The organism is Pseudarthrobacter sp. RHLT1-30-1 (assembly GCF_059383415.1).
In genome coordinates this window covers 1-21,466 of sequence record NZ_JBWZCG010000034.1, presented here as the reverse complement: position 1 = coordinate 21,466, position 21,466 = coordinate 1, and the positions used below count along the sequence as shown (strand labels likewise).

Below are 21,466 nucleotides of genomic sequence, written 5' to 3'. Positions count from 1 at the left end.
GGTCCGCCCATTTTAGAGTCAAATTCTGGGAATTCCCCAATGGCAGGCTCAACCGGCCCGGGCCGGGCGCTTAGAACCCGAGCTTCACCAGCTGCTTGGGGTCACGCTGCCAGTCCTTGGCGACCTTCACGTGCAGGTCCAGATAGATGCGGGCGCCAAGCAGCGCCTCGATCCCCTTCCGGGCGTTGGTGCCGACTTCGCGGAGCCGGGCGCCGCCCTTGCCGATGATGATGGCCTTCTGCGACGGGCGTTCGACGTACAGATTGACCCGGACGTCGAGGAACGGCCGGTCTTCGGGCCGGCCCTCACGCGGAACGATCTCATCGACGACGACGGCCAGGGAGTGCGGCAGTTCGTCGCGGACGCCTTCAAGGGCCGCCTCACGGATGAGCTCGGCGATCATCACGGCTTCCGGTTCGTCCGTCAGGTGCCCGTCCGGATACAGCGGCGGCGAGAGCGGCATCAGTCCGATCAGCACGTCGGCAAGGGTCTTGACCTGGAAGCCGTCGGCGGCGGAGACCGGGACAATGTCCTTCCAGCCGCCCTCGCCGAGGACCTCGCGGCCCAGGGCGTCGACGGCGAGCAGCTGCTCGGTGAGTCCCTGGCGGTCCACCGTGTCGGACTTCGTCACGATCGCGATGACCGGCTTGTTGCCGATGGCGGCGAGCTGGGCGGCGATGAACTTGTCGCCCGGGCCGATCTTCTCGTTGGCCGGCAGGCAGAAGCCGATCGCGTCGACCTCGGCGAGGGTGTCGGCGACGAGTTCGTTCAGCCGCTTCCCCAGCAGGGTGCGCGGGCGGTGCAGGCCGGGGGTGTCAACGAGGATGAGCTGCCCGTCCTCCCGGTGGACGATGCCGCGGATGGTGTGCCGCGTTGTCTGCGGCTTGGCCGAGGTGATCGCGACCTTCTGGCCGACCAGGGCGTTGGTGAGGGTGGACTTGCCCGTGTTGGGCCGCCCGACCAGCACGGCAAAACCGGCCCGGTAACCGCCGTTGGCCGCTTCGCCGTCGGACTTATTCTGCTTGCTCACGTGAGACTCCCTGTTGGATTGGTGCGGCCTCGTCGAGAAGGTCTTCAAGGTCAGTGTCTTCTTTTGGTACAGCGGACGCAATGATGTGGCTGACGCGGTTCCGCCGGCCCTCGAGCCGGTCGGCGCGGAGGGACAGCCCGTGGACCTCGGCGGTGCTGCCAACGATCGGCACCCGCCCGAGGGACTTGGCGAGCAGGCCGCCCACGGTGTCCACTTCGTCGTCGTCGAGCTCCAGATCGAAGAGTTCGCCCAGGTCATCAATGCTCATCCGTGCGCTGACCCGGTAGCTTCCATCGCCGAGTTCCACCGCCTCCGCACTTTCGGTGTCGTACTCGTCGACGATCTCCCCGACGATTTCCTCGATCAGGTCCTCGAGCGTGACGAGTCCGGCGGTGCCGCCGTATTCATCGATCACGATCGCGACATGGGTCGATTCCTTCTGCAGTTCGCGCAGCAGTTCGCTCACCGGCTTGGAGTCCGGCACGTAGCGGACCTCGCGGGCCAGTTCGTCCACCACCGGGGGCTCCTCACCGGGACCGAGGTTGTGGATGACGGCTGCCACGTCCTTGAGGTAGACGATGCCGAGGACCTGGTCCGTATTTTCGCCGATCACGGGGATCCGGGAGTAGCCCGAGCGCAGGAACAGCGACATGGCCCGGTGCAGGGTGGAGCCGGAGTCGATGCTCAGGATGTCGGTGCGCGGCACCATGACCGAGCGGACCAGGGTATCGCCGAAATCGAAGACCGACTGGATGAGCTCGGCCTCATTGTCCTCGATCACGTCGGACTCCGTGGCGCGGTCCACGAGCTCGCGGAATTCCTCTTCGCTGAAGAAGGCCTGGGTATCCGCTGGGGTACCGGGGGCGACGGCGCTGCCCACGGTGACCAGCCAGCCGGGAATCGGTCCGAGCACCCAGCACAGCCAGCGGATCGGCGGGGCGCTGAAGCGGACCAGGCCGGCGGAGTGCACCCGGCCGATCTGCCGCGGGGACACCCCCACAATCACGAAGCCCAGCACCGCCATGACGCCGGTCGCGATCAGCCCCGCGAGCCAGACGTTGTCGAGCAGGCTGTTCAGCAACACCGTCACGGCGACAGCGGAGGCCATGTCGAACCAGATGCGCCAGAACCGCAGCGCCCGCATATGCGCGACGGGCTGCGCCATGATGCGCTTCAGCGCGGTGCCGCGGCTCTGCAGGATCGCGTCTTCGGCATCATGCCGGGAAAGGTAGTTGAAGGCAGATTCAGCCGCGGTCAGGAACGCTGCAAAACCAATAAACACCAGCGCCATGCCGGCAAGGATCAGTGGCGTCACTGAATCGTCTCTGACGGGGCCTCTTTGCCGGTGAAGGCGGAAAGCAGTTCGCGCTGGAGGCCGAACATCTCCTCCTTCTCCTCCGGCTCGGCGTGGTCAAAACCGAGCAGGTGCAGAATGCCGTGGGTGGTGAGCAGCAGCATCTCGTCCTGGGTCGAGTGGCCGGCGTTTACCGCCTGGACCTCTGCGACCTGCGGGCAGATGGCGATGTCACCGAGCATGCCCTGGGGTGTGGGTTTGTCCGGCGTGCCGGGCGTCAGCTCGTCCATGGGCACCGAGAGCACGTCGGTGGAGCCCGGTTCGTCCATCAGTTCAAGGTGCAGCTTCTCCATGGCCGGCTCATCCACGAGCAGGATCGACAGTTCGGCCTGCGGGTGGATGAAAAGCCGTTCAAAGATGAACCGGGAGAGCTGCACCAGCTGGGCTTCGTCCACCGTGATGCCGGATTCGTTGTTGACCTCGATGCTCATGCGCGTTCCTCCCGCTTGTCGCGGGCAACGGAGTGCTTGACCCGGTTCCGCTGGATCTCGTCCCAGACGCTGTAGGCATTGACGATATCGCCCACGAGGCGGTGCCGGACGACGTCGGAGGAATCCAGGACGGTGAAGTTGACGTCCTCGATGCCCTGCAGGATGTCTTCCACGATCCGCAGGCCCGACCGGGTCCCGAACGGCAGGTCCACCTGCGTGACGTCGCCGGTGACCACCATCTTCGAGCCGAAGCCCAGCCGGGTGAGGAACATCTTCATCTGTTCCGGGGTGGTGTTCTGGGCCTCATCCAGAATGATGAAGGCGTCATTGAGCGTACGCCCGCGCATGTAGGCAAGCGGAGCGACCTCGATGGTGCCCGCCGCGATCAGCCGCGGAATGGATTCAGGGTCCATCATTTCGTGCAGGGCGTCGTAGAGCGGCCGCAGGTACGGGTCGATCTTGTCACTGAGCGTGCCGGGCAGGAACCCCAGCCGCTCCCCCGCTTCGACGGCGGGACGGGTCAGGATAATCCGCGTGACTTCCTTTTGCTGCAGCGCCTGGACGGCCTTGGCCATGGCCAGGTACGTCTTGCCGGTACCGGCCGGGCCGATTCCGAAGATCACGGTGTTGGCGTCAATCGCGTCCACGTAGTTCTTCTGGTTGAGGGTCTTCGGCCGGATGGTCTTGCCGCGGCTCGAGAGGATGTTGTGCGTGAGCACGTCAACGGGGTTCTGCAGCGACTGGGACCGGAGCATCGACGCGAGCTGCTGCAGGACCGCGGGGGTAATGACGGTGCCGCGGGCGACGAGGCCGCGGACCTCGTTGAGCAGGCGCATGATCCGCGGCACGTCAGCGGCGGGACCGCTGATGGCGAGCTCGTTGCCGCGGACGTGAAAGTCGACGGCGGGGAACTGGGTTTCGATGTACCGGAGGGCTTCGTCATGACTGCCGAGGGACTGGACCATCTGGTCGGAGCTGTCAAACAGGACGACCTCCGTCCGCAGCCCCGGTAGGGAGTGGGGGAATTCACCTGTGGCGCGCTCTCCGGCGCTGATCCGGGCCTTGCCGTTCGCTGCTTCAGTCATAGTGCTGGCCCGCGGGCCTCTGGTCCCCTCCAGTTCGGAAATGGTCTGTCCGCGGATCCGGCCAGACGGCGGTGCGCGCCATCTGGTACCGGTGTCCGCGGTCCTCTTATCCTACGCCAGTGAGGGCCCCCGCACGCCGCGTCCGCGGCCGGGTTTCGGCCCGGCGGCTGACGTGATTCCCGCTATTAGGTATCAACTTCGCATCGTCCTCATATCGTTCCCGTTGCAGTTCCCGTCTGCCGGGCCAATCCGCGGTTGGCCGACAAAGCCGTGTGCCATGCTGGAAACCGGCCTCCGGCGCGGGCCTTGCAGCCGGCCGGGCCGGGAATCGGGCCGGCAGAAAGCAAGCCGAAAGGACGGCGGAGATCAGGCAGCGCGGCGTTAACCAGACAACAGCAGGCAGGCGGCTTCGTCCTGGCCTGCTGCTGTTGGTGCTGCCCGCCGCCCTGGCCCTGTCCGGCTGCGTGGCTACGCCGCAGCCCGGGATCACGGACTCCGGTGCGGCATCGCAGGTCACAGCAGCCCAGGCGCCGAGCACCAGCGCGCCGCTGGAAACCACGCAGGCATCCAACAAGGCGCCGGTGTACTGGATCGGGCGCAGCAACGAGAGCACGTTCCTCTACCGGGAGTTCCGCGATGTTCCGGAACAGGACAACCCGGTCACCCGGGCGCTTCGGGTCATGATGTCCCAGAAACCGCTCGATCCGGACTTCTTCACACCGTGGCAGAACCCTAAGAAGCTGGCAAGCTCGATCTCCGGCAAGAATGTCATCACGGTGGACCTGTCGGCGGACGCGTTCAACAGCAACGTGGATCCCGCCATGGCCGAGCGTGCGGTACAGCAGCTCGTCTACACGGCGACGGCGGCCGCTGCCAGTGCCGGGCTGATCGATGCCGGCCAGCAGATCCAGGTCGTGGTGCTGGTGGACGGGCATACCGACTTTGTCGCCTTCAACCACGTCCGGCTGGGTTCCCCGACCGCCCGCAGCGCCGGGATGGTCGCCCCGGTGTGGATCATTGACCCGCAGGAGGGGAGCTCCCTGGCGGACGGCGCAGTCAAGGTCTCCGGCCGCAGCACGGCTCCCGGTGGCACGCTCCGGTGGGAAATCCTGCGGATCGACGGCAGCGTCAAGACCTCGTACCTGAACGGGACAACGACGGCCTCGGCTGGGGCCGGACAGTCGGGTGCCTTCAGCCTGTCGGTCAACCTGGCACCGGGCAGCTATGAGGTCCGGGTGTCGCAGCTGGAGGACGGCAACCCGGCCAGGGATTTGAACGTCGACACCCGCGGATTCACGGTTAATTAGCGGCTCATTGGCCGCACTCCCCAGACCCGCGCAGCTTCCGCGGTGCCGGCTGGATGTTACGGGCTACCAGCGGCCCAGGATGTCGCTCGCCAGGACCGTCGCCGCGGGTCCGGCCGTCGAGGAGCGCAGCACATGGTGCCCCAGCAGGGCCGTTACCGCTCCGGCGTCGCAGAGCCTGGTGACTTCCCGCGGGCTGATGCCGCCCTCAGGTCCCACAATCAGCAGCACCTCGCGTCCGTTCCCTGCTCCGTCGCCGGCCGGGCGGGAACCCTGCCAGGCTTCCAGGACCTGACGCAGCGGGCGTACGGCATCCTCGTGCAGGATCACGGCGAGATCGGCGGCAGCCACTGCCGCCTGCAGCCCGGCGCCGTCGACGGCGGCACGGACCTCCGGGATCCAGGCCCGGCGGGCCTGTTTGGCGGCCGCCGTGACGACCGACTGCCACTTCGCGTGCGCCCTGGCCGCACGTTCGGCCTTCCAGCGCACAATTGACCGTTCGGCCTGCCAGGGGATGACGGCGTCGATCCCCAGTTCGGTGGCAGTCTCGGCGGCGAGCTCGTCGCGATCGCCTTTGGCGAGGGCCTGGACCAGGACGAGCCGGACCCCGGGCCGTGGTTCGTCGGTGAGGGCGGAGCATTCCACCGTCAGCTCGCCGGGCTCGACGGCGGCGACACTACCGCTAAGCCGCTTCCCGGCGCCGTCGGCGATATCCACCGCCTCCCCCACGGCAAGACGCTTCACCGTGACCGCGTGGCGGGCCTCGGGTCCGTCAAGGACAAACACGGCGCCGGGGACGAGCCCGTCCAGGGTGCCGGGGGCGGTGAAGAAAACCGGGTTGCTCACCGCTACAGGTTACCGAGCCGGTCCCGCAGCTTCGAGAAGACCCCGCCGGTGCCGGCGAGCTTTCCTTCGGTGAACTGTTCGCCACGCAGCTTGGCGAGCTGGCGGAGCAGGTCCTCCTGGGCGGCGTCGAGCTTTGCGGGGGTGTCAACCTGCAGGTGGACCTTAAGGTCGCCACGGCCGTAGCCGCGCAAGTGGGTGACGCCCAGCCCGCGGAGGGTGATGACCTCGCCGGACTGGGTGCCGGCCTTGACGTCGATCTCCTGCTGGCCGTCGAAGGTGTCGAGGGTGAGTTCGGTTCCCAATGCGGCAGCCGTCATCGGGATGTTGAGGCTGGCATGGAGGTCATCGCCGTCGCGGACATAGGTGGCGTCGTTGTTGACCCGGATTTCCACGAAGAGGTCGCCGGCGGGTCCGCCGGCCGGTCCTGCCTCGCCCTGGCCGGAGAGCTGAATGCGGGTGCCGGTGGCCACACCGGCGGGCACCTTGACCGTCAGCGAGCGGCGGCTGCGGATCCGGCCCTGGCCGGCGCATTCGTTGCAGGGGTCTTTGATGACGGTGCCGAAGCCCGCGCAGGAACCGCAGGGGGCAGTCGTCATGACCTGGCCGAGGATGGAACGCACGGCGCGCTGGACCTGGCCGCTGCCGCCGCAGATGTCACAACGTTCCGGGTGGCTGCCTTCACGGCAGCAGGAGCCCTCACAGGTGGGGCAGGTGACGGCCGTTTCGACTTCAATTTTTTTGTTGACGCCGAAAACGGCGTCGCGGAGGTCGATCCGGACGCTGATCAGGGCGTCCTGTCCGCGGCGGACGCGGGAGGCCGGTCCGGTCTGGCCGCCGGCGCCGAAGAACGTCTCGAAAATGTCCTGGAACGCGAAGCCCTGCCCGGAGTAACTGCCGCCGCCGAAGCCGTTGTCAGTGCCGTTCTCGTTGCCCGTGGTGTCGTAGACCCGGCGTTTCTGCGGATCGGAAAGAACCTCGTAGGCGTGCGTGACGGCCTTGAAGCGGTCCGAGGCGTCGTCCCCGGGATTAACGTCCGGGTGGAGGTTGCGTGCCAGTTTGCGGTAGGCCTTCTTGATCTCTTCGCCCGTGGCTTCGCGGGAGACTCCAAGAACGTCGTAATGGCTGCTCAAAGTTTGTATCTCTTCCTGGTTGTACTGCCGGTTAGTGGCAAGAAGTCTGGTTGGGGTCCGGCGCGCCCGTGCGGGTGCCGGACGGGTTGCGGTCCGTCACGGGCCGAGAATCCTGGACAGGTAGCGGGCCACGGCCCGGACCGCGGCCATGGTGGTGGGGTAGTCCATCCGGGTGGGTCCAAGGACCCCGACCTTTGCGGTCGCGTCCGGGCCGTAGCCGGTCGCGACCACCGAGGCCTCGGCGAGCCCGTCGTACGGGTTCTCCCGGCCAATGCTGACCGTGACACCCCGCGGGTCCGCGGCCATGTCCCCGAGCAGGCGGAGCATGACCACTTGTTCCTCAAGGGCCTCGAGGACCGGGCCAATGCTGAGCGGGAAGTCGACGTTGGAGCGGGCCAGGTTGGCTGTTCCGGCCATGACCATCCGCTCCTCGCGGCTGCTGGCTGCCAGTGCCTCCAGGCCGCGGGCCAAGGCCTGGGCGTCGGCCCGCCGCGAGGGCGGGCAGGTGACAATCACGGAATTCAGTGACTGCGGCAACTGGTTCAGGGACGTCCCGGACAAGGTTCCGAGGAAACGCGTCCGCAGCTCGGACAGCGCCTCCTCGGAGAGGTCCTGCCCGACGTCGATGACCCGCTGTTCGACCTTGCCGGTGTCGGCGATCAACACTGCCAGCACCTTGCGCGGCGCCAGCAGGACGAATTCGATGTGCCGCACCTTGGCCCTGCTCAGGTGCGGGTACTGCACCACGGCGACCTGGTGTGTCAGCTGCGAGAGCAGCCGCACGGTCCGGTCCAGCACGTCGTCGAGGTCGTCGGAGCCCTCAAGCAGGGCCTGGATGGCGCGGCGTTCCGCCGGCGAGAGCGGCTTTACGGCCGAAATCTGGTCCACGAAGAGCCGGTAGCCCTTGTCTGTGGGAATCCGCCCGGCGCTGGTATGCGGCGCGGTGATCAGCCCGTCATCTTCCAGGGCCGCCATGTCATTGCGGATTGTGGCGCTGGACACGCCCAGGTGGTGCCGCTCGACCAGGGCCTTGGAGCCGACAGGTTCCCGTGAATGGACGTAGTCCTCCACGATGGCGCGCAGCACTTCAAGTTTGCGCGGTTCGCTCATGCCCCACCTCCAATCGACTGTCCGGATCCGATGCCGCCGTGAGCCGGCTTTTGCGGGCCGCCGGGTTAGCACTCGACATGCCTAAGTGCTAACCAGTCTAATATGAGTCGCCGCGTTGTTAGCATTGGATTCGCTCCGGGCGTTCTTTCCGGGGCTGGTGTTTTCGGGCACAGCCCGCCCGCAGCCATCCGAGTGCAAAGGACTGTGTGACCGATGTCGTACCAGAACTGGGGTCCGCAGGACCTCTCCGCGCCCGCCAAGACGCAGCTGCCGGAAGTGCCGGTGGAGCGCGGAATGGTGCTCGAAGAGGTCCAGTCCGGCTGGGTCGGCGCGGTGACGCAGGTGGAGAAGTCCGGCGGGATGCACGTCGTCGCCCTTGAGGACCGGCGCGGCAAGTCCCGGTCGTTTCGGCTCGGCTTCGGCTTCCTGCTGGAAGGCCAGCCGATCCGGCTGATGCCTCCGGCGCCGCGCGCCGCAGCGCCGGCGGCAGGAATCCGCACGGCCTCCGGCTCGGTCCGGGTCCAGGGCCAGCGGGCCCAGGTGGCGAAGGCCAGCCGGATCTGGGTGGAGGGCAAGCACGACGCCGAACTGGTGGAGAGGGTCTGGGGCGACGATCTGAGGGTGGAGGGCATCGTCGTCGAGCCGTTGCACGGCATTGACGACCTCGCCGGAGCCGTTGCCGCCTTCCGGCCCGGCCCGGGACGCCGGCTGGGCGTTCTGGTGGACCATCTGGTGCCGAATTCCAAGGAATCCCGGATCGCCGACGCCGTGATGGCCTCCCCCGGAGCGGCCGGGAACGTGCTGATTGTGGGCCATCCTTATGTGGATGTCTGGCAGGCGATAAGGCCGTCGGTGCTGGGGATCGAGAAGTGGCCGGTTATTCCGCGCGGGGTGGACTGGAAGACCGGCATCCTGACGGCCTTCGGCTGGCCACACAGCACCAAGGAGGATATCGGCCTGGGCTGGCAGAAGCTCCTCGGCGCGGTGCGCAGTTATGCGGATCTGGAGCCCTCCCTGCTGGGCCGGGTCGAAGAGGTCATCGATTTCCTCACGGTTCCGTAGTAGCCGCGCCCGTCTCTTGTAGCCCGCGCCGCACGGGCCGCCGCCAGCGGGCCGATCGGCGTTTTGGTGCCCAAGCACGTATTCTTGGTAGGGCGGTTGTGCTCCCGGCGCAGCCCTGCAAGTCAAAGCACCAATGCACCCCCGCAATCTGAAGGACGACACCGTGGCAGACGACGCACGCGAACACGCTGGCAACCAGGCCGGCCATGGCCAGCCTCCGTACCATGGCGTTCCGGCAAATGCCCTGCCGCTGACGGCAAACGAGGACCGGCAATGGGCCACACTGGCCCACTTCGGCGGCATCCTGGGCTGTGTGCCCGCGTTGTTGATCTACCTGATCTTCAAGGACCGGGGCCCGTTCACGGCGCAGGAGTCCAAAGAGGCCCTGAACTTCACGCTGCCCCCCACCGCTGCGGCCGTGCTGTGCAACCTGCTGGTCTTTGTACCGTTTGTGGGGAACATTTTCGCGGTCCTCGCCACGGTCATCTGGATCGCCGTGACCTGCTTCTCGGTCGCGGCCGGCATCCACGTCAATCGCGGCCAGCCGCACCGCTACGAATTCAACCTCCGCTGGATCAAGTAGGGCGGCATCCCCGCGGCGCCTAAGAACCCGGTCCCAAATAGGAAAGCCGGCCGCTGCCCCCAGGGGCAGCGGCCGGCTTTTTCGGCTCAGTCCGGCAGGATCCTGCGGACCACGGCGTCGGCGAGCAGCCGGCCCTTGAGCGTCAGGACCAGCCTGCCCCGGAAGGCTGAGGCCGGATCCACGAGTCCGTCCGCGATAAGTCCCGCGACAGCATGCCGCCCGGTGTCGCCCAGGCCGCCGAGACTGGCGATCTCCAGCCCGGAGTTCAGGCGGGCTTCCAGCATTACGCGCTCGACATTCCGGGTTTCCGAATCGAGAGTTTCCCGGCCGGCAGCCGGCGAGAGGCCGGCGTCCAGCCGGTTCGCGTAGGCGACGGGGTGCTTGACGTTCCACCAGCGCACACCTCCCACGTGCGAGTGCGCACCGGGGCCGATCCCCCACCAGTCGTCGCCGCGCCAGTATGCGAGGTTGTGGCGGCATGCCTGCCCGGGGGTGCGGGCCCAGTTGCTGACCTCGTACCAGGACAAACCCGCCGCCGAGATAAGCTCGTCGGCGAGTTCGTACTTGGCGGCGTGGTCGTCGTCGTCGATTCCCGGGACCTCGCCCCGGCGGATCTGCGCGGCGAGTTTGGTGCCCTCCTCGACAATCAGTGCGTAGGCGCTGATGTGGTCCGGGCCGTAGGACAGCGCCGTCTCGAGCGAATAACGCCAGTCGGCCAGTGACTCCCCCGGCGTCCCGTAGATCAGGTCGAGGCTGACAGCGAGGCCCGCCTCCCTGGCCCACCGGACCGCCTCGGGCACCCGGCTTGGGGTGTGCGTCCGGTCCAGGACCTTCAGGACGTGCGGCACCGCCGACTGCATCCCAAAAGACACCCTGGTGAAGCCCGCGTCCGCCAGAAGCTGCAGGGATTCGGGGGTGACCGAGTCCGGGTTCGCTTCCGTGGTGACCTCGGCGCCGGGCTCGAGTCCCCAGGCTGCAACGGCGGCGGTGAGGATGCGGGCAAGGTCGTCGGCCGGAAGCAGTGTGGGTGTTCCGCCGCCAAAAAATACCGTGCTGAGCGGTCGTGCCGGCACACCGCTGTTCTTCAGGGCAACGGCCGCGAAGTCGATTTCCGCGACCGCCGTGGCGGCGTACGCGTCCTGGGACGCCCCGCCGCCGAGCTCCGTGGCGGTGTAGGTGTTGAAGTCGCAGTAGCCGCAGCGCACAGCGCAGAACGGGATGTGCACATAGAGCCCAAAGGCGCGGGCCGCGGCACCGTCGAGTGCCTGGCCGGGCAGCAGACCGTCGGGCGGGGCCGGGTCACCCAGCGGCAGGGCGCTAGGCACGGGTCCTGCCGGCCTGCATCGGGACAGTCTTCACCAGCACCGCTACTTCCTTCACCAGCACCGCTACTTCTTGGCCTTGTCCTTGGACTCGTCCGTGGTGAGGGCGGCGATGAAGGCTTCCTGCGGGACCTCGACGCGGCCCACCATCTTCATGCGCTTCTTGCCCTCCTTCTGCTTTTCCAGGAGTTTGCGCTTTCGGGTGATGTCACCGCCGTAGCACTTGGCGAGCACGTCCTTACGGATGGCGCGGATGCTTTCCCGGGCGATGATCCGGGAGCCAATGGCGGCCTGGATGGGCACCTCGAACTGCTGGCGCGGAATCAGTTCGCGCAGCTTGCCTGTCATCATCACGCCGTAGGCGTACGCCTTGTCGCGGTGGGTGATGGCGGAGAAGGCATCCACCTGCTCGCCCTGGAGCATGATGTCGACCTTGACCAGATCGGCGACCTGCTCGCCGTCGGCCTTCCAGTCCAGCGAGCCGTAGCCGCGGGTCTTGGATTTGAGGATGTCGAAGAAGTCGAAGACGATCTCGGCCAGCGGCAGGCGGTATCGGATTTCCACCCGGTCCTCGGAGAGATAGTCCATGCCGCCCATGACGCCGCGCCGGCTCTGGCACAGCTCCATGATGGCGCCGACAAATTCGTTCGGCGCCAGGATGGTGGCGGAAACCATCGGCTCGCGGACCTCGGCGATCTTGCCGGTGGGGTATTCGCTGGGGTTGGTGACGTGGACGACCTTCTTGTCCTCCAGGGTCACCTCGTACTCCACGTTCGGGGCGGTGGAGATCAGGTCCAGGTTGTATTCGCGTTCGAGCCGCTCCCGGGTGATTTCCAGGTGCAGCAGGCCCAGGAAACCCACGCGGAAGCCGAAGCCCAGCGCGGCGGACGTCTCCGGCTCGTACACCAGTGCGGCGTCGTTCAGCATCAGTTTTTCCAGCGCATCGCGGAGCACCGGGTAGTCCGTGCCGTCCAGCGGGTACAGGCCGGAGAACACCATCGGCTTGGCGTCGGCGTAGCCGGGCAGGGACTGGGTGGCGGGCTTGGCCAGGTTGGTGACGGTGTCGCCGACCTTGGAGAGCCGGACGTCCTTCACACCGGTGATGAGGTAGCCCACCTCGCCGACGCCGAGGCCCTTGGAGGGGGTGGGCTCCGGGGAGCTGACACCGATTTCCAGGAGTTCATGGGTGGCGCGGGTGGACATCATCTGGATGCGTTCGCGGGGGTGCAGCATGCCGTCGACCACACGCACGTAGGTGACCACGCCGCGGTAGGTGTCATAGACCGAGTCGAAAATCATGGCCCGGGCCGGGGCGTTGGGGTCGCCCACGGGGGCAGGAAGATCACGGATGATCTTGTCCAGCAGGACCTCGACGCCCATGCCGGTCTTGCCGGAGACACGGAGCACGTCGTCGGGGTCTCCGCCGATCAGGTTGGCGAGTTCCGCGGCGTACTTCTCCGGCTGGGCTGCCGGGAGGTCGATTTTGTTCAGGACCGGGATGATCGTGAGGTTATTTTCCATCGCCAGGTAGAGGTTGGCGAGCGTCTGGGCCTCGATGCCCTGCGCCGCGTCCACAAGCAGCACAGCGCCTTCGCAGGCCGCGAGCGAGCGGGACACCTCGTAGGTGAAGTCAACGTGTCCGGGAGTGTCGATCATGTTCAGCGCATAGCTGACGCCGTCGAGCTCCCAGGGCATCCGGACTGCCTGGGACTTAATGGTGATGCCGCGTTCGCGCTCAATGTCCATGCGGTCCAGGTACTGGGCCTTCATGTCACGGGACTGGACGACGCCGGTGTACTGGAGCATCCGGTCGGCCAGTGTGGATTTGCCGTGGTCAATGTGCGCAATGATGCAAAAGTTCCGGATGATGGCCGGATCTGTTGCGGCGGGCACCGGGGCGGTGCGGGCCATGGGAGACACGCAGGGTCCTTACTCTTGGCATTCTGTTGGCTGTGCACGGTCGGCGCTGAGACTGGGTTCCCGGCGGCGACGTGCCGTATATCTGAACCTATAGTCTCCCACGTCCGGGCCTGTGGAACTGCATCCCGGGATCCCGGAGCGGACCATGGTTTCCCCCGGAGATCCTCCTTTCGGTCTCCCCGCGCCGCGAAGCCTCCGGAACCGGCTCCGGGACCGACGCGGGTCCTGCCGCCCTCGGGACAGCTGTACGGGCTGCCGGTAGGGTTGCCTCATGGCTTGGAACTTGCGCTCGATCAGCAATGCAGTCCGCACAACTTTGCGTTTCCTGGAGGGTCGTTCCGGCTCCGCGCCCGGCAGTTCCGGCACCAGATCCGGGACAAAGCCGTCCGGGACAAAGCAGCCCGGGCGTACGGGCACGTCCGGCGGGCGCCCGGGTACCGGTCAGGCCACCGCCGGCCTGACCGGCAGCTACCCCGGCGACTTCCACGGAACGGCGAAGGTCAGCTATGCCCCCTCCCCTAACGGCCGTCCCGAGCCGGGCGAGGTTGTCTGGACCTGGGTGCCGTATGAAGAAGATCATTCTCAGGGCAAGGACCGCCCGGTGCTGCTGGTGGGCACCAGCAGCCGCTATCTGCTCGGACTCATGCTGACCAGCAAGGACCACGACGGCGACGCGCGCCGGGCCGAGGACTACGTGGACATCGGCACCGGCCCCTGGGACCGGCAAGGCCGACCCAGCGAAGCGAAACTGGACCGCATCCTGCAAATCAACCCGAAGGACGTGCGGCGCGAGGGCGCCATTCTTGACGCCGGGAGGTTCCGTCTCATCGCCGCCGCCCTGCAGTCCCGCCAAGGCTGGCGCTGAGCGCCGACAAACGTCACGCCGAGGTGCGGGTTCCGGAGCGGAGCCCGCCGTTGCTGCGGCCGCGGACACCTCAGGCCAACGGCACGGAGCCGATGACTTTGCCCTCCGGCCGGCCGGGGCGGCGCGACGCGGCGTTGTGGAAGCCGGTGGTGAGTGCAATTCGATCAAATCTTCCCCTGGTACTGCACGTAGCCGACGCCTTCCTTGACGTGCAGGGTCTGCCCGACGGCGTGCTTGTGCCAGGCCCCTGCGGGGTTGGTTCTTGTGTCCGCCCGCAGGGCGGTGACACGGCACATGGTGCCGCGTCTTCACCGTGTCCTTGTCCCTCTCCCTAGCGGGAGCAGCTTTGATGCGGTCAAACGCTAATTGCCGCCGCGTTGCTCCGACGTCGCCGGCGTCTGGGGGTGGGCCGGTTGGTGCGTGGCCGCCCAGGTGGCGAGGAGTTGGAGGCTGTCGTGGGAGACGGTGCCGGCTTTGGCGGTGTAGGCCAGGAAAATGAGCCCACCCTCGACTGAGAGGGGCATCGCCTCGAAGTCGAGTTCGAGGTTTCCAACGATGGGGTGGTGGATGCGTTTGTTCCGGTGCTGTGGAGGCGGACATCGTGTGCACCCCAGAGAATCCGGAAGTCGTCGCTTCTGGTCGAAAGCTCACCGATGAGGTCGCTGAGCACGCGGTCGTAGGGAACCCGTCCGGCTTCGATTCGCAGCATCGCTACTATTTGCCGCGCGGCATCCTCCCAGTCCTGGTAGATCTCCCGGGCGCGTGGGGCAAGGAAAAGGAACCGGGCGAAGTTGCTGGGTTGACCTTCCTGGTCGAAGATCTCGCTGAACAGGGCCCTGCCCAGGACGTTTGACGCAATGATGTCCAGGCGGCCGTTCTGCACTATCGCCGGGATGCCCGTCATGGCGTCCAGAAGTTGCTGGACGCCCGGGCGGACCCGTTGGGTATTCGCCGGGAGGCGCTTGCGGGGCGAACGCGGACCGGCGTTGGCGGCCCTGACGAGGTCATGCAGGTGGGTTCGTTCGGCTTCATCGAGTTGCAGGGCCCGGCAGATACCTGACAGCACGGCATCGGAGACGCCCTTGGCGTTGCCTCGTTCCAGACGGACGTAGTACTCGGTGCTCATCCCGGCCGGCAACGCGACTTCCTCACGCCGCAGACCCGGGACCCGGCGTCGACCGCCGAAGTCCGGCAGCCCTGCCTGCTGGGGCGTGATTCTGGCCCGTCGGGTTGCCAGGAAGTCCCGGATGAGATCTTGGTTGTTCATGGTCTCGACGCTACGCCACCGGGCCGCGGCGAGGGGGCCATGGGTATTAACCCTATAGACGGAGCCTGTTTCCAGTTTCCGGAGTGCTTTTGAATTGAGGGACACCGGCAGGGGACCCTGCCACACCACTTCGTCAAAGGAAAAACACCATGAGCGAGAACAACGTCTGGTTCATTACCGGGGCAGCCCGCGGCATGGGCGTCGACATCGCCAGGGCCGCTCTCCGGGCCGGGAAGCGGGTGGTCGCCACCGCCCGGGACGCGGCCAATGTCACCGCAGCCTTGGGCGAGCAGGAGAACCTGCTGGCCGTGTCCCTGGACATCACCGACTCCGACGCCGCGCAGGCGGCCGCCGAGGCCGCGGTGGAGCGGTTCGGGTCCATCGATGTGCTGGTGAACAACGCCGGCAACTTCTACGCCGGCTACTTCGAGGAAATCAGCGACAAGCAGTTCCGCGCGCAAATGGAGACGAATTTCTTTGGCCCGCTGAACGTCACTCGCGCCGTCCTGCCCGTCATGCGGTCACAGGGCTCCGGTCACGTCATTACGATGTCCTCCGCAGCCGGAATCATCGGCCAGGAGTTCTGCGTGGCCTACGCCGCCTCGAAGTTCGCTCTCGAAGGGTGGATGGAATCCCTGCGGTTCGACCTTGAGCCGTACGGCATCAAGACCACCATTGTGGAGCCCGGATTTTTCCGTACTGAACTTCTCGTCGAGGGGGCCTCCTCGATCTGGCCGGAACTCTCCATCGAGGACTACGCCCAGCGCACCACCGAGACAATCGCTGTCTGGAAGTCAATGAACGGCAAACAGGGCGGAGACCCGGCGAAACTTGCTGCAACCCTGGTCGCCGTCGCCGAGCTCGAGCAGCCCCCGCTGCGCTGGCTGGCCGGCGCTGACGTCATCGCAGGGGTCGAGCAGAAAATTGCGACCCTTCTCGAGCAGGTCAACGCACACCGCGAACTGTCCTCCTCACTCCAGCACGACGACGCCTAACCCGCGCAGCCTCCTCGCCTATCAGGCCTCCGGGGGTCGGGGCGGCAGGTGACGGTCCCTGCCGCCGTTTCTGCTATTATTGACAGCTGTGTGTCCGTGCAGGTCGACGGCCACAGATGGTTGGTCGCCATAGGTATCCCCACGCCGCTCAGTCAATGGCCAATCTGAAAGCCCTCTAGACCATTTTCCGCATTGAAAAAGAGAGTTCACACGTGGCTAATATCAAGTCCCAGAAGAAGCGCATCCTCACCAACGAGAAGGCTCGCCTGCGCAACAACGCAGTCAAGTCGGAGCTGAAGACGGCCATCCGCGCCGTCAACACCGCCGTTGAGTCCACCGACAAGGATGCTGCGGCTGCCGCAATGCTTTCCGCCAGCCGCAAGCTGGACAAGGCTGTCAGCAAGGGCGTTCTCCACAAGAACAACGCTGCAAACCGCAAGTCGGCCATCTCCAAGAAGGTCAACGCGCTGTAAGGATTCCAGTTCAACTGAACTGATGATTGTGGCCGGCAACTTCGGGTGCCGGCCACTTCCAGTTAAGCAGCAACCCAGAACGATTTTTTGGGCAGCAATTCAGGGCGACGACGGCGCCCCTCGACGGAGCGCAGGCTCCAAGCCCGACATCAGCGGCGCACAGACGTCGCAATCACCGTCACGGCATGCTCCACGGCATAAACCGGGTCCCGGGAGAGCCCCTTGACCTGGGCATCAGCCTCGGCAGTCACCTGGATGGAGCGAACAAGGCCCTCGGGAGTCCACCTCCGGACCTCCCGCTGCGCCTGCTCGACCAGCCAGGGCTGCATGCCCAACTGCTTGGCTATCTGCGCCGAGGACCCTTGGGCGCCGGCGACCTTTGCGAGGCTGCGGAGCTTCGAGGCCAGCGCAGCCACCAGCGGAACCGGGTCAGCCCCCGTTGCGAGGGCATGACGGAGGGTGGAGAGCGCCAACGGGGCGTTCCCGGCCATCGCGGCGTCGGCAACTTTGAAAGCTGTGGCCTCCACCCTGCCGCCGTAGTAACGGTCCACCATGGCGGCGTCCACTCCGGTAGCAGCATCGGCGATCAATTGGCTGCAGGCGGCCGCCAATTCAGCCAGATGCGCGCCGACCGCGTTGACCAGGGCGTGCACGGCATCGGGTTCGATTCGCCGGGACGCTGCCCTGAACTCCGACGTAACAAAGGCGACCTTGTCGGCATCCTTCTTCAGTGGCTGGCAGTCCACCACCGGCCAGCCGCCGGCCTTGATGGCGTCGAGGAGTTTCTTGCCGCGCACCCCGCCGCCATGTCGGAGGACCAGCACAGCATCCGGTTCGGGACGGGCGAGGTATTTAAGCGCGTCTGCCAGGAAAGCGTCGTTCATGCCCTCCACGCCTTCCACCTCGATGAGCTTCTGCTCACCGAAAAGCGACGGGCTGACGTGCATGACGAGGGACCCCGGCTCATAGCTGGCGGCATTGAGCCTGATGACTTCGACGTCGGGGGCCGCGTCGCGGACCTGCACCCGAAGTCGGTCCATGGCCCGGGACCCCAGATAGTCCTCCGGGCCGCCCACCAGCACGACGGCGGCCGGTGTCACATCGCGCCAGGTGGCGGACTTCGATGCCGCGGGCCGGGCGCGTGGGGTCTGGGCAGCAGCCACTGAGGTTTCCTCCCGGAAGTTTGTTTGCAGACTCTAAGCCTGCCACGCCCGGAGCGGTGTACCAAGCCGGGCCGGCGACCTACGGGCCGGGCCCGCATCCCATCGGTGAACTGTGGCACGCGACCTCCACGCGCCCGCATGCCATCTGGGAACTGTGGCATCCGGCCGAGTATGGCAACGGTCCGCCCATGTGCGGCCATGGCCAGCCCTACTGCCCGGGCGGGGTGGAAGACCAGCCACCAGGCTGCGAGGCCGGCTGCGGAAAAGAGTGCCATGGTGGCGGCGCCGAAAGCACCTTCCGGCCACGGGAGGACCGCGCCGGGGAGGCCGGCGAAGAATCGGGCGACTCCTCCCACCCCGGTGGCGAACGCGGCCGCGATGCCCAGCGGAGCCACGGCGAGTACCGGGAACAGCGGCACGAGAGGCACGGCCGCGGTCCCCAGCAGCGTGACCGGGGCGACGAGAACCGCCGCGGCCATGTTAGCCGGCAGGGCATAGCTCGAGAACTGCGGCTGGAGAAGTACGACCACCGGACCGCAGAACGTTTGAGCGGACAAAGGAACGGCCACTCCCGCAGCCGCCCAGCGCGGCACCCCCGGCGGGAACCACCCCATGATCGGCCTCCCTGTCACGACGATGCCGAGGGTCGCCAGCACGGAGAGCAGGAATCCGAAGCTGGTGGACAGCTCCGGCTGGGCCAGCAGCAGCCCGATCACGGCAAGGCACAAGAAGCTTAGGCCTCGTCCGGGCCGGCCGCCGGCCACGGCGACGAGCCCGATGGCACCCATCACGGCGGCGCGCAGGACGCTGGCGTCCGGCCCCACCATCAGCACGAAGAGTCCGAGTCCGACGACGCCGAGGACTGCTGCGAACTCCCTGCTGCAACGCAGGCTGCGTGCGGCCAGCAGCAGCGCGCCGAGGACAAGGCTGCAATTGGCGCCGCTGACGGCGGTGAGATGGGTCATCCCGACGGATTTCATGGCTGCGTCCAGTTCGGCGTCCAGGAAGCTGGTGTCTCCGGTGACCATTCCCGGCAGAAGGCCCCGGGCATCACCCTTGAAGTGTCCGGCGGCAGCGGCGAACCGGCCCCGGAGGTCACCCGGACCGCGCTGCCAGGGCCCGGGCTCTCCGATGGTGCTCGGGCCGGAACTGGACGAGAGCAGAGCAGCCTCTGCCTGGCCCGGCGCGGGAAGCGTGAGTTTGCCGGTCGTGCGGACCCGTTGTCCTGGGATGGCGTGTTCCCACTCGGCACCACCCAGGACCAACAGCTTGGCCTGGGTGCGCACCCGGCGGGAGTCTGCGATCATTTCGATTAGGGTCGCCGGCACCGCCCAACGGTCTGCCAGACCGGAATTCCCCGGCTTCTTAAGCGGCCGGGGCCTCCCCGTTACCTCCACTTCCACCACGACGGCTGCTTGCAGCGCGGCCGCTGCCGCTACCGCACCCTGATGCCGTCGGGACGATTCGACGGCGGAGTGGGCGCCCCCTGCAGCGGCGAGGAGCAGTGCCACGGCCAGCGTCGCCTGGAAGCTGCGCCGGCGCCGCCTGTCCGACACCTCCGCCCGGGCGCTTGGTGAGGCCCCGAGCAGGAGCAGCCCGGCCGCTGCCACGAGAATGAGGCAGAGTACTGCCAGGCCAACGGGCTGCAGGTACTGCCCCGCTACGGCTGCAGCCCAAACCAAAGCCGCCGAGGGGACCAGACGCACATCAGTCCTGCGCAGCAGATCCTCCGCTGCCGGGGCTCCACGCCCCGGCAGGACAAAGGACAGAAGCCGGGGGTGGAGCCGATTCCAACGCGACTGCTGCCCGCTGGCCGGCCCAACGCCCGGAATGCGGCGGGCTGATGTGGACGGTCCGGGCGTCCGGCCCGCCGCAGCATCAACGTACCGCTGCCAGCGGCTCCGCCGTTCCATGTTCCGCCCTCACACCCTGACCAGGGGCAACAGGGCAGCGAGCAGCTTGGGGCCGACCCCTTCCACGGCGTCCAACTCTTCGACCCGCTGGAAGTGGCCGTGCTGCGTTCGCCAGTCCACGATCCGCTGGGCAAGGACCGGCCCCACGCGTGGCAGGGTCGCTAGTTCGTCCGCTTCGGCCGTATTCAGGTTGACCTTTCCCGCAAACGGAGCGGACACACCACCGCCAGTCGGGCTTCCCCGGGCGCTCGTGCCACCGGCTGCCGGAGCACCGGTCGCTGCATTTCCGGCCGGGGCGGTTTCCCCCTGCCGCGGCACCAGCACCTTCTGCCCGTCCTCGAGGACAGCGGCGAGATTAAGCTGGTCGGGGTCCGCGTCCGTGGCGCTCCCTCCGGCCGCCGCGATGGCCTCGTGCAGGCGGCTGCCCTCCGGCAACTCTACAATTCCGGCACGGAGGACCGCGCCGGCCACATGCACGATGATTGTTCCGGGGGCGCCGCGTCCGGATCCACCGGCAGCGCTGTCCGCGCCGGACGCGCCGGACGCGCCGGCCGTTGACCCGGTCTCGGGTTCAGGGACGGCTCCTTCGCCGTTTTCCGTACTGTTCACGGCGCTGATTGGGCTGACTGCCGCTGTCACCTTCGCAGCCTGCCACCAGAACCAGCCCAGGAGCGCCATGGACGCCAGGCACAACAGCGTGGCAGCCTGCCGGCCGGTGCGCCACCGGATGCGGGGTCCGCGGCGGCCCGGAGGATCGTCCGCCATGTGCTGTTCCTCGGCTCTGGAAACCAGCGGCGGTTCCCCGAGCAGACCGGCCCCGTCGCGCGCACGGACGGCGAACGACAACCTGCGGCCAGCCGGGTCCGGTTCGTCACTGGGTAGGTAGTCAGGATCGTGGCGCGGCATGCGACCATCGTACGAACCTTCGGGGTCGCCGCTCAGGGCCCTCTGTGCCTATGTGGATACTCGAGGAATAGCCGGAGGCTGACTCGGCTCATTTTGACAGGCACCGGCCCATTGATCGACTGCCTCAGTATCCGCAGCGCTTACGGTTCACTCCCGTCGGTCAGAGAGATTTGACCAGGAAGTATTCCAGTGCCGATCCGTCCAGGAGACCCAGCCAATCCGCGTCGTCAGCGCGGGCGTCCAGGAATGGTTCCCAGGCCGTGAAGGGGTGCCAGCCCGGGTAGGGGTCCGCGGGCAGTTCCTGGTCCCGTTCCGGGAATGGATCCGGGGCCAGTTCCTGTTCCTGTTCTGGATCCGGGGGAAGGCCGCGCCCCAGGTCAATGTCCGGGTCCATGTCAGGAGCCGGCGGCAGGGCGGAGTCCAGGTAAATGTCCGGGTCAGTGTCTCGGTCCGGGGGCATGGCTGCGCCTATGTCGAGGTCTCTGTTTCTGTCCCTGTCTTTTTCTCTGTCCGGGTCCGGGTACATTTCCCCGGCTGCATCGATGTCCACGTCTGCGTTCGGGTCGGCGTAGGTGGCGAGGATTCCTGGTGGCCACTGGGGTGGTTCCCAGTCCTGTTGTTCTGACGCGTAGTGCCTTCCGGTCGGGGAGGTCCAGCCGGGCGGGGCGTCTTTGCTGGCCCCGGCCGGTGTCCAGGCGGAGCTGTGT

At 67.0% G+C, this 21,466-nt stretch carries 20 protein-coding genes and 1 pseudogene; 6 read left to right on the top strand and 15 right to left on the bottom strand.

Translation table 11 applies throughout. The annotated features are described in order from the left end of the window. Positions 1-70 precede the first annotated feature (70 nt). The 4 genes from era to AC50YM_RS18380 are packed head-to-tail and all read right to left on the bottom strand — an operon-like array spanning position 71 to position 3,900. Positions 71-1,030 carry a GTPase Era gene (gene era, locus AC50YM_RS18395; protein WP_494958391.1) on the bottom strand — a complete coding sequence of 320 codons (960 nt, stop codon included), beginning with the start codon at positions 1,028-1,030 and terminating at the stop codon, positions 71-73. After that, positions 1,014-2,345 carry a hemolysin family protein gene (locus tag AC50YM_RS18390; protein ID WP_494958390.1) on the bottom strand — a complete coding sequence of 444 codons (1,332 nt, stop codon included), beginning with the start codon at positions 2,343-2,345 and terminating at the stop codon, positions 1,014-1,016. The genes era and AC50YM_RS18390 overlap by 17 nt, the downstream gene beginning before the upstream one ends. Further along, positions 2,342-2,815 (bottom strand): rRNA maturation RNase YbeY, encoded by a 474-nt coding sequence (ybeY, locus tag AC50YM_RS18385; RefSeq protein ID WP_494958389.1) that lies wholly within the window; start codon positions 2,813-2,815, stop codon positions 2,342-2,344. Before ybeY ends, AC50YM_RS18390 begins: the two co-directional genes overlap by 4 nt. After that, positions 2,812-3,900, bottom strand: a complete 1,089-nt coding sequence (locus tag AC50YM_RS18380; RefSeq protein WP_494958388.1) for a PhoH family protein — start codon at positions 3,898-3,900, stop codon at positions 2,812-2,814. Before AC50YM_RS18380 ends, ybeY begins: the two co-directional genes overlap by 4 nt. 434 nt (positions 3,901-4,334) lie before the next feature. Here AC50YM_RS18380 and AC50YM_RS18375 point away from each other — a divergent pair, with 434 nt between their 5' ends. After that, a complete protein-coding gene (locus AC50YM_RS18375; RefSeq protein ID WP_494958402.1) occupies positions 4,335-5,207 on the top strand; it encodes a GerMN domain-containing protein in 873 nt (290 codons plus the stop codon). A gap of 63 nt (positions 5,208-5,270) precedes the next feature. Here AC50YM_RS18375 and AC50YM_RS18370 read toward each other — a convergent pair whose 3' ends face one another. From AC50YM_RS18370 to hrcA, 3 genes are all read right to left on the bottom strand, one after another. Next, the gene (locus AC50YM_RS18370; protein ID WP_494958387.1) at positions 5,271-6,050 is read right to left on the bottom strand and encodes a 16S rRNA (uracil(1498)-N(3))-methyltransferase; all 780 of its coding nucleotides are present in this window, start codon (positions 6,048-6,050) and stop codon (positions 5,271-5,273) included. A gap of 2 nt (positions 6,051-6,052) precedes the next feature. After that, positions 6,053-7,180 (bottom strand): molecular chaperone DnaJ, encoded by a 1,128-nt coding sequence (gene dnaJ, locus AC50YM_RS18365; protein ID WP_494958386.1) that lies wholly within the window; start codon positions 7,178-7,180, stop codon positions 6,053-6,055. A 96-nt stretch (positions 7,181-7,276) separates the two neighbouring features. After that, the gene (gene hrcA / locus AC50YM_RS18360; protein WP_494958385.1) at positions 7,277-8,290 is read right to left on the bottom strand and encodes a heat-inducible transcriptional repressor HrcA; all 1,014 of its coding nucleotides are present in this window, start codon (positions 8,288-8,290) and stop codon (positions 7,277-7,279) included. Between the two features lie 213 nt (positions 8,291-8,503). Here hrcA and AC50YM_RS18355 point away from each other — a divergent pair, with 213 nt between their 5' ends. Together AC50YM_RS18355 and AC50YM_RS18350 are read left to right on the top strand one after the other, a co-directional pair. Continuing rightward, the gene (locus tag AC50YM_RS18355; RefSeq protein WP_494958384.1) at positions 8,504-9,352 is read left to right on the top strand and encodes a DUF3097 domain-containing protein; all 849 of its coding nucleotides are present in this window, start codon (positions 8,504-8,506) and stop codon (positions 9,350-9,352) included. Positions 9,353-9,515: 163 nt separating this feature from the next. Further along, a complete protein-coding gene (locus AC50YM_RS18350) occupies positions 9,516-9,935 on the top strand; it encodes a DUF4870 domain-containing protein (protein ID WP_494958383.1) in 420 nt (139 codons plus the stop codon). Between the two features lie 86 nt (positions 9,936-10,021). Here AC50YM_RS18350 and hemW read toward each other — a convergent pair whose 3' ends face one another. Together hemW and lepA are read right to left on the bottom strand one after the other, a co-directional pair. Next, positions 10,022-11,260 carry a radical SAM family heme chaperone HemW gene (gene hemW / locus AC50YM_RS18345; RefSeq protein ID WP_494958382.1) on the bottom strand — a complete coding sequence of 413 codons (1,239 nt, stop codon included), beginning with the start codon at positions 11,258-11,260 and terminating at the stop codon, positions 10,022-10,024. A gap of 63 nt (positions 11,261-11,323) precedes the next feature. After that, on the bottom strand, positions 11,324-13,177 hold the full coding sequence (gene lepA, locus AC50YM_RS18340; protein WP_494958381.1) for a translation elongation factor 4: 1,854 nt from the start codon (positions 13,175-13,177) through the stop codon (positions 11,324-11,326). 271 nt (positions 13,178-13,448) lie between these two features. Here lepA and AC50YM_RS18335 point away from each other — a divergent pair, with 271 nt between their 5' ends. After that, entirely contained in the window at positions 13,449-14,042 is a 594-nt protein-coding gene (locus AC50YM_RS18335) for a type II toxin-antitoxin system PemK/MazF family toxin (RefSeq protein ID WP_494958380.1), read from the top strand. Between the two features lie 164 nt (positions 14,043-14,206). Here AC50YM_RS18335 and AC50YM_RS18330 read toward each other — a convergent pair whose 3' ends face one another. After that, positions 14,207-14,338 (bottom strand): hypothetical protein, encoded by a 132-nt coding sequence (locus AC50YM_RS18330; protein WP_494958379.1) that lies wholly within the window; start codon positions 14,336-14,338, stop codon positions 14,207-14,209. 59 nt (positions 14,339-14,397) lie between these two features. Further along, positions 14,398-15,309, bottom strand: coding sequence for a helix-turn-helix transcriptional regulator (locus AC50YM_RS18325; RefSeq protein WP_494958378.1), 912 nt, complete (start codon positions 15,307-15,309; stop codon positions 14,398-14,400). Between the two features lie 149 nt (positions 15,310-15,458). Between AC50YM_RS18325 and AC50YM_RS18320 the strand changes: the two genes are divergently transcribed. Together AC50YM_RS18320 and rpsT are read left to right on the top strand one after the other, a co-directional pair. Then, a complete protein-coding gene (locus AC50YM_RS18320) occupies positions 15,459-16,304 on the top strand; it encodes an SDR family NAD(P)-dependent oxidoreductase (protein WP_494958377.1) in 846 nt (281 codons plus the stop codon). Positions 16,305-16,516: 212 nt separating this feature from the next. Further along, positions 16,517-16,777, top strand: a complete 261-nt coding sequence (rpsT, locus tag AC50YM_RS18315; RefSeq protein WP_310049613.1) for a 30S ribosomal protein S20 — start codon at positions 16,517-16,519, stop codon at positions 16,775-16,777. A gap of 149 nt (positions 16,778-16,926) precedes the next feature. On the opposite strand, the gene holA is transcribed toward rpsT, so the two are convergent. The 4 genes and pseudogenes from holA to AC50YM_RS18295 form a co-directional block, all read right to left on the bottom strand. Beyond that, on the bottom strand, positions 16,927-17,940 hold the full coding sequence (gene holA, locus AC50YM_RS18310) for a DNA polymerase III subunit delta (protein WP_494958376.1): 1,014 nt from the start codon (positions 17,938-17,940) through the stop codon (positions 16,927-16,929). Beyond that, a complete protein-coding gene (locus AC50YM_RS18305; protein ID WP_494958375.1) occupies positions 17,874-19,646 on the bottom strand; it encodes a ComEC/Rec2 family competence protein in 1,773 nt (590 codons plus the stop codon). The genes holA and AC50YM_RS18305 overlap by 67 nt, the downstream gene beginning before the upstream one ends. Before the next feature lie 216 nt (positions 19,647-19,862). Then, on the bottom strand, positions 19,863-20,618 hold the full coding sequence (locus tag AC50YM_RS18300) for a ComEA family DNA-binding protein (RefSeq protein WP_494958374.1): 756 nt from the start codon (positions 20,616-20,618) through the stop codon (positions 19,863-19,865). A 301-nt stretch (positions 20,619-20,919) separates the two neighbouring features. After that, positions 20,920-21,466, bottom strand: a pseudogene (locus AC50YM_RS18295) (hypothetical protein); the annotation flags it as partial.

What these genes read in the sequence shown, in the direction of transcription:
- AC50YM_RS18330 (WP_494958379.1), bottom strand. Translation starts at nt 14,338, where the DNA reads ATGTGCCGTGTCACCGCCCTGCGGGCGGACACAAGAACCAACCCCGCA.
- AC50YM_RS18355 (WP_494958384.1), top strand. Translation starts at nt 8,504, where the DNA reads ATGTCGTACCAGAACTGGGGTCCGCAGGACCTCTCCGCGCCCGCCAAG.
- hrcA (WP_494958385.1), bottom strand. Translation starts at nt 8,290, where the DNA reads ATGAGCGAACCGCGCAAACTTGAAGTGCTGCGCGCCATCGTGGAGGAC.
- ybeY (WP_494958389.1), bottom strand. Translation starts at nt 2,815, where the DNA reads ATGAGCATCGAGGTCAACAACGAATCCGGCATCACGGTGGACGAAGCC.
- AC50YM_RS18300 (WP_494958374.1), bottom strand. Translation starts at nt 20,618, where the DNA reads ATGGCGGACGATCCTCCGGGCCGCCGCGGACCCCGCATCCGGTGGCGC.
- AC50YM_RS18380 (WP_494958388.1), bottom strand. Translation starts at nt 3,900, where the DNA reads ATGACTGAAGCAGCGAACGGCAAGGCCCGGATCAGCGCCGGAGAGCGC.
- AC50YM_RS18320 (WP_494958377.1), top strand. Translation starts at nt 15,459, where the DNA reads ATGAGCGAGAACAACGTCTGGTTCATTACCGGGGCAGCCCGCGGCATG.
- AC50YM_RS18325 (WP_494958378.1), bottom strand. Translation starts at nt 15,309, where the DNA reads ATGAACAACCAAGATCTCATCCGGGACTTCCTGGCAACCCGACGGGCC.
- AC50YM_RS18335 (WP_494958380.1), top strand. Translation starts at nt 13,449, where the DNA reads ATGGCTTGGAACTTGCGCTCGATCAGCAATGCAGTCCGCACAACTTTG.